The sequence below is a fragment of the Hydrogenophaga sp. genome (assembly GCF_051007235.1).
In the GTDB taxonomy this organism is placed as follows: domain Bacteria; phylum Pseudomonadota; class Gammaproteobacteria; order Burkholderiales; family Burkholderiaceae_C; genus Hydrogenophaga.
Map to the genome: position 1 here is coordinate 1 of NZ_JBPCSJ010000273.1, position 5485 is coordinate 5485.

Consider the following 5485-nt stretch of genomic DNA (forward strand, 5'->3'; position numbering starts at 1 on the left):
CCTGCACGCCCTCCCGGACTGGCTGTGCACCCCTGCGGTGCGGATGCAACAGGCTGAGAAACCTCCGCCCAATCGGCACTTATAAGAAAGTGTTCACTCACAAACAGAATGAACACCATTCACTACAGAGCATGCCATCCGTACCGCACGAGCGATGCACCAGAACGCCTCCAGGCACGGGAACCATTCTGTTAGCACTCTCTCTCAGGGAGTGCTAACATTGATTCCAGACCATCTACAGGAAGGTTCCATCCATGTCCAACGCTCTGCTGGCCCCCACCGCTCTGCCCACCGCCACCCTGGCCGTGGCCAGCCCGTGGGCGAGCCGTTCGCTGACCCTGCCCCCGCTGGGCAACCTGGACGCTTACATCTCGGCCGTCAACCGCATGCCGCTGCTGACGCTGGAAGAAGAACAGAACGCTGCGCGCCGCCTGCGCGACCACAACGACCTGGAGGCCGCCGGCCAGCTGGTCATGTCGCACCTGCGCTTGGTGGTGTCGATTGCCCGCCAGTACCTGGGCTACGGCCTGCCGCACGGCGACCTGATCCAGGAAGGCAACGTGGGCCTGATGAAGGCCGTCAAGCGCTTCGACCCCGACCAGGGCGTGCGCCTGGTGAGCTACGCCATGCACTGGATCAAGGCCGAGATCCACGAGTACATCCTCAAGAACTGGCGCATGGTCAAGCTGGCCACAACCAAGGCGCAGCGCAAGCTGTTCTTCAACCTGCGCAGCATGAAGCAAGGCTTTCGTGCCGAAGCGGCGGAAGGTGACACGCACCGCGAGGTGCTCTCGGACAGCGAGGTCGACGTGGTCGCACGCGACCTGAAGGTCAAGCCCGAGGAAGTGCGTGAAATGGAAACGCGCCTGTCGGGCGGCGACGTGGTGCTGGACCCCAGCCCCGCCGACGACGGCGAAGAGGCCTATGGCCCGATCGCCTGGCTGGCCGACACGGCACACGAACCGACCGCAGTGATCGAATCGACCCAGCGCGACGTGCTGGCCACCGAAGGCGTTGCCCGCGCCATGGGCGAGCTGGACGAGCGCTCGCGCCGCATCGTGACCGAGCGCTGGCTCAAGGTGAACGACGACGGCTCGGGCGGCATGACGCTGCACGAGCTGGCGGCCGAATACGGCGTGAGCGCCGAGCGGGTGCGCCAGATCGAGGTGGCGGCCATGAAAAAGATGCGCAAGGCGCTGGCCGACTTCGCCTAACCTTCGGTCAGCCCCCCAAAAGAAAACCGCCCGAGGGCGGTTTTTTGTTGACCGAAGCCGTGACTTGATCCAGAGATGCCGTGGAACCGGCTCCGCCGGGCCAAAGGCATCGCCCCCTGGGGGGTGACGCCGCAGGCGGCGCGGGGGGTCAGTGTTCGCGGCGCAGCGCGGGGAACAGGATCACGTCGCGGATGCTGGGCGAATCGGTCAGCAGCATCATCAGGCGGTCGATACCAATACCGCAGCCGCCGGCCGGGGGCATGCCGTATTCCAGCGCACGGATGAAGTCGGCGTCGTAGTACATCGCCTCTTCGTCACCGCCGTCCTTGGCCGCGACCTGCGCGTGGAAGCGCGCGGCCTGGTCTTCGGCGTCGTTCAGCTCGGAGAAAGCGTTGCCGAACTCGCGACCGGTGATGTACAGCTCGAAACGCTCGGTCACTTCCGGGCGGTCGTCGTTGGCACGCGCCAGCGGCGAGATTTCGGTCGGGTGCTCCATGATGAAGGTCGGGTTCCAGAGCTTCTCTTCCACCGTCTCTTCGAAGTACAGCACCTGCAGGCTGGCCAGCGAGCGGGTCGAGAGCTGGTGCTTGTCCTCCGACATGCCCAGCTTCTTGAGGGCCGGGATCAGCCATTCGGCACTGTCCACACCGTCACCGGCTTCGGTGTACTTGAGGATGGCTTCACGAATCGTCAGGCGCTCAAACGGCGAGAACACGTCCACCGGCTTGCCGTTGTAGGTCAGCGGCGTGTCACCGTGCACCTGCTGGACGACGTGGCGGATCAGCTGCTCGTTGAAGTCCATCAGGTCCTGGTAGTTCCAGTACGCCGCGTAGAACTCCATCATGGTGAATTCGGGGTTGTGGCGGACGCTGATGCCTTTGTTGCGGAAGTTGCGGTTGATCTCGAACACGCGCTCGAAACCGCCGACCAGCAGGCGCTTCAAGTACAGCTCGGGCGCGATGCGCAGGAACATTTCCTGGTCCAGCGCGTTGTGGTGGGTCTTGAAGGGCTTGGCGTTGGCACCGCCGGGAATCGGATGCAGCATGGGCGTTTCGACTTCGAGGAAGCCGTGGCTCACCATGTAATCGCGGATGCTGGACAGTGCTTTGCTGCGGGTGACGAAACGGCGGCGCGAGGCCTCGTCGGTCATCAGGTCCACATAGCGCTGGCGGTACTTGATTTCCTGGTCGGCCACGCCGTGGAACTTGTCGGGCAGCGGACGCAGGCTCTTGGTGATCAGGCGGATGTTGTCGGCGTGAATGGACAGCTCGCCGGTGCGGGTGCGCATCAGCACGCCTTCGGCCGCGATGATGTCGCCCAGGTCCCAGTGCTTGAAGGCGGCCAGCCTGGCTTCGCCCACGCTGTCGGTGTTCAGGTAGATCTGGATGCGGCCACCGGACGGGCCCAGCGACGCGTCCTGCAGGGTGGCGAAACAGGCCTTGCCCATCACGCGCTTGAGCATCATGCGGCCCGAGACGCTGGCGCGCACCGGGCTGGCTTCCAGCGCTTCCTTGGTGGCTTCGCCGTGGCGCTCGAACAGTTCGGCGGCCTTGTCGGCGGGCTTGAAGTCGTTCGGGAAGGCCACGCCTTCGCCGCGCTGCTGCGCCTCGCGCAGGCCCTTGAGTTTCTCGCGGCGCTCGGCGATCAGCTGGTTGTCGTCGGTGGCGGCGGCCACCGGTGCGGCGGCGGGGTTCGGGGCTTGTGACATAGGGGCAGGCCGCGCGGGCCAGAGGTTCGGAAGGGTTGGAAAACGATTGAAAAGGGCGCCACACGGTGGCCAGCGCACCGGCGCCCAACCCGCCATTTTAGTGGCCCGGCCAGGGACCCGGCCCACCCGGCGGCGCCCCGGATAATGCGCGCCATGTTCCTGCGCGCCGGTCTGGTCTCCCTCGCCCTGTTGCTGGTCAGCCGTGTGCTGGGCCTGCTGCGCGAATCGGTGCAGGCCGCCGCCCTGGGCGCCAGCGGGCTGGCGGACGTGGCCATCCTCGTGCTCACGCTGCCCGACCTGATCACCGGCATCCTTGCCTCGGGCGCGCTGGCCTATGTGCTGCTGCCGCTGTGGGCACGCCAGAGCGCCGCGGCCCAGGCCCTGGGTCTGCAACAACTGGGCCGCTGGCTGCTGCTGGGCGGCGGGGCCGTGGCTGCCGCGCTGCTGCTGGCGCCAGGGCTGGCCACCACCGCACTGGCACCCGGTCTGGGCGACGCGGTGCGTCCGATCGCCCTGGACGGCCTGCGCTGGAGCGCGGTCGCCGTGCCGCTGGCCCTGCTGGCGGCGCTGTGGACCACGCGGCTGCAGCACCAGCGCGACTTCACCGGCATGTACGGCGCCAACCTGGTGGTCAACGCCGTGGTGATCGGCAGCCTGTTGCTGATCGCCACCACCGCCCACGACGCGCCGGCCCGCGCGCTGTTCGAACTCGGCCTGGGCCTGCTGCTGGCCATGGCGCTGCGGCTGCTGTGGCTGCACTGGCGGCTTGGGCGGGCCGTGCAGCCCACCGCAGTGGCCAACGAGGTGAGCGAAGACCACTGGCCGCTGCCTGGCGTCTGGCTGTGGGCGCTGGCCAGTGCGGGTCTGCCCCTGCTGCTGCCGTTGCTGGCGCGCAGCCTGGCCTCGGGCACGGGCGAAGGTGCGCTCACCACCTTCAACTACGCCTGGAAGCTGGTGGAGCTGCCGCTGGTGCTGGCAATCCAGCTGGTGGCGTCGCTGGCGTTTCCGGGCATCGCGCGGGCCTACGCGGCACCACCGGCCGCCGGCACCAACACCGCGCGGCGCGACGCCCTGCGGCAGGCCTTCGTGCTGGCCTGGGTGCTGGCCTGTGCCGCCGCTGCGGCGCTGGCAGGGCTGGCGCCGTCGCTGGCGCAGCTGTTGTTCGGCTGGGGCCGCATGCCGCCCGAGGCGGTGGCGCAGATCGCCGGCTGGGCCCGCGTGGGCGCATGGTCGCTGCTGCCGCAGGCGCTGCTGGCCGTGCTGCTGACCCTGATGGCCAGCACCGGGCGGCTGCGGCACGCGGTGGGGGCCTACGGTCTGGCGCTGGCGGTGCTGGCCGCAGGGGCCTGGCTGGGATCGCGCTGGGATCTGTCAGGGGGCGGTTTCGTCATGGGCCTGGTCACCGCGGCGCTGGCCGCGGCCGCGCTGACCCTGTGCCTGAGCGAGCGCGAACAGGTGTGCAACGTCCTGGCCTGGCGCGACCTGCTGCCCGCTGCGCTGGCCGCCGTGTGTGTGGCGGCCATGGGCGCGAGTTGGCGCATCGACAGCCGCTGGAGCGGCCTGCTGCTGGCGGTGCTGGCGGCGGGTGCGGTGGTCGGGGTGGCTTGGCTGGCCTCGCCCGGGCTGCGCCGCGCCCTGCGCCGATAATGCACACCGCCCATGATGGACCTCATCCAGATCACCAACGACCCCGACTTCGCACGCCGCTGCGACGCGCTGGAGGGCCTGCGCCTGTGGGTGGACCTGGAGCGCAACGGCAAGGCCGAACGCCAGGCCGGGCGCAACACCTTCATCAGCACGCACACGCTGGACGATGTGGGGCGGATCAAGGCGGTGCTGCAACGATCGCGCCTGATGGTGCGCGTGAACCCGCTGAACCCGGACACCGACACCGAGGTGAACGCGGTGCTGGCCCAGGGCGCCGACCTGCTGATGCTGCCCATGTTCACCGAGGCCTGGGAGCTGCAAGCCTTCTGCGCCATCGTGGCCGGACGGGCGCCGGTGGTGGCGCTGCTGGAAACCGCGGGCGCGTTCGAGTCACTGCCCGAGTGGATCGGCACCCCCGGGCTGGAAGAGGTGTACGTGGGCCTGAACGATCTGCACCTGTCCATGGGCCTGCACTTCATGTTCGAGCCGCTGGCGCTGGGCCTGCTCGACACCGCGGCCCGGCTGGCGCGGGCACAGGGCCTGCGCTTCGGTTTCGGCGGCATCGCGCGGCTGGACGAGGGCCTGCTGCCCGGCCGCGACGTGCTGGCCGAGCACCTGCGGCTGGGTTCGCAGGCGGTGATCCTCTCTCGCACCTTTCACGGCAGCGGCAGTGCCGGCTCGTTCGAGGACGAGGTGGCAGCCCTGCGCACCGCCGAGCGGTCGCTGGCCTCGCGCAGCGCTGGGCAGGTGCAAGCAGACCGCCTGCGGATCGCCGAGACCATCGGCCAGATCGCCTCGCGCATGCGGCGCAACGGACAGGGATGATCAAACGAACCTTCGATGTGGTGGCCAGCCTGATAGCACTGCTGCTGCTCAGCCCGCTGCTGCTGGGCACGGCGCTGGCGGTGGCCATCGA

General features: G+C 68.6%; 4 protein-coding genes. 3 read left to right on the forward strand and 1 reads right to left on the reverse strand.

Annotated features, from left to right (window positions below):
* Positions 1-254: 254 nt before the first annotated feature.
* Entirely contained in the window at positions 255-1214 is a 960-nt protein-coding gene (gene rpoH, locus ACR2JA_RS09770; protein WP_434008893.1) for an RNA polymerase sigma factor RpoH, read from the forward strand.
* Positions 1215-1362: 148 nt separating this feature from the next.
* On the opposite strand, the gene lysS is transcribed toward rpoH, so the two are convergent.
* Complete coding sequence (gene lysS, locus ACR2JA_RS09775) at positions 1363-2922, reverse strand: lysine--tRNA ligase (RefSeq protein ID WP_434008894.1); 1560 nt, start codon at positions 2920-2922, stop codon at positions 1363-1365.
* Positions 2923-3075: 153 nt separating this feature from the next.
* Between lysS and ACR2JA_RS09780 the strand changes: the two genes are divergently transcribed.
* Together ACR2JA_RS09780 and ACR2JA_RS09785 are read left to right on the forward strand one after the other, a co-directional pair.
* Positions 3076-4569 carry a lipid II flippase MurJ gene (locus tag ACR2JA_RS09780; protein WP_434008895.1) on the forward strand — a complete coding sequence of 498 codons (1494 nt, stop codon included), beginning with the start codon at positions 3076-3078 and terminating at the stop codon, positions 4567-4569.
* 12 nt (positions 4570-4581) lie between these two features.
* Positions 4582-5394, forward strand: a complete 813-nt coding sequence (locus tag ACR2JA_RS09785; RefSeq protein ID WP_434008896.1) for an aldolase/citrate lyase family protein — start codon at positions 4582-4584, stop codon at positions 5392-5394.
* The last annotated feature ends 91 nt before the right edge of the window (positions 5395-5485 follow it).

What these genes read in the sequence shown, in the direction of transcription:
- rpoH (WP_434008893.1), top strand. Translation starts at nt 255, where the DNA reads ATGTCCAACGCTCTGCTGGCCCCCACCGCTCTGCCCACCGCCACCCTG.
- ACR2JA_RS09785 (WP_434008896.1), top strand. Translation starts at nt 4,582, where the DNA reads ATGATGGACCTCATCCAGATCACCAACGACCCCGACTTCGCACGCCGC.
- ACR2JA_RS09780 (WP_434008895.1), top strand. Translation starts at nt 3,076, where the DNA reads ATGTTCCTGCGCGCCGGTCTGGTCTCCCTCGCCCTGTTGCTGGTCAGC.
- lysS (WP_434008894.1), bottom strand. Translation starts at nt 2,922, where the DNA reads ATGTCACAAGCCCCGAACCCCGCCGCCGCACCGGTGGCCGCCGCCACC.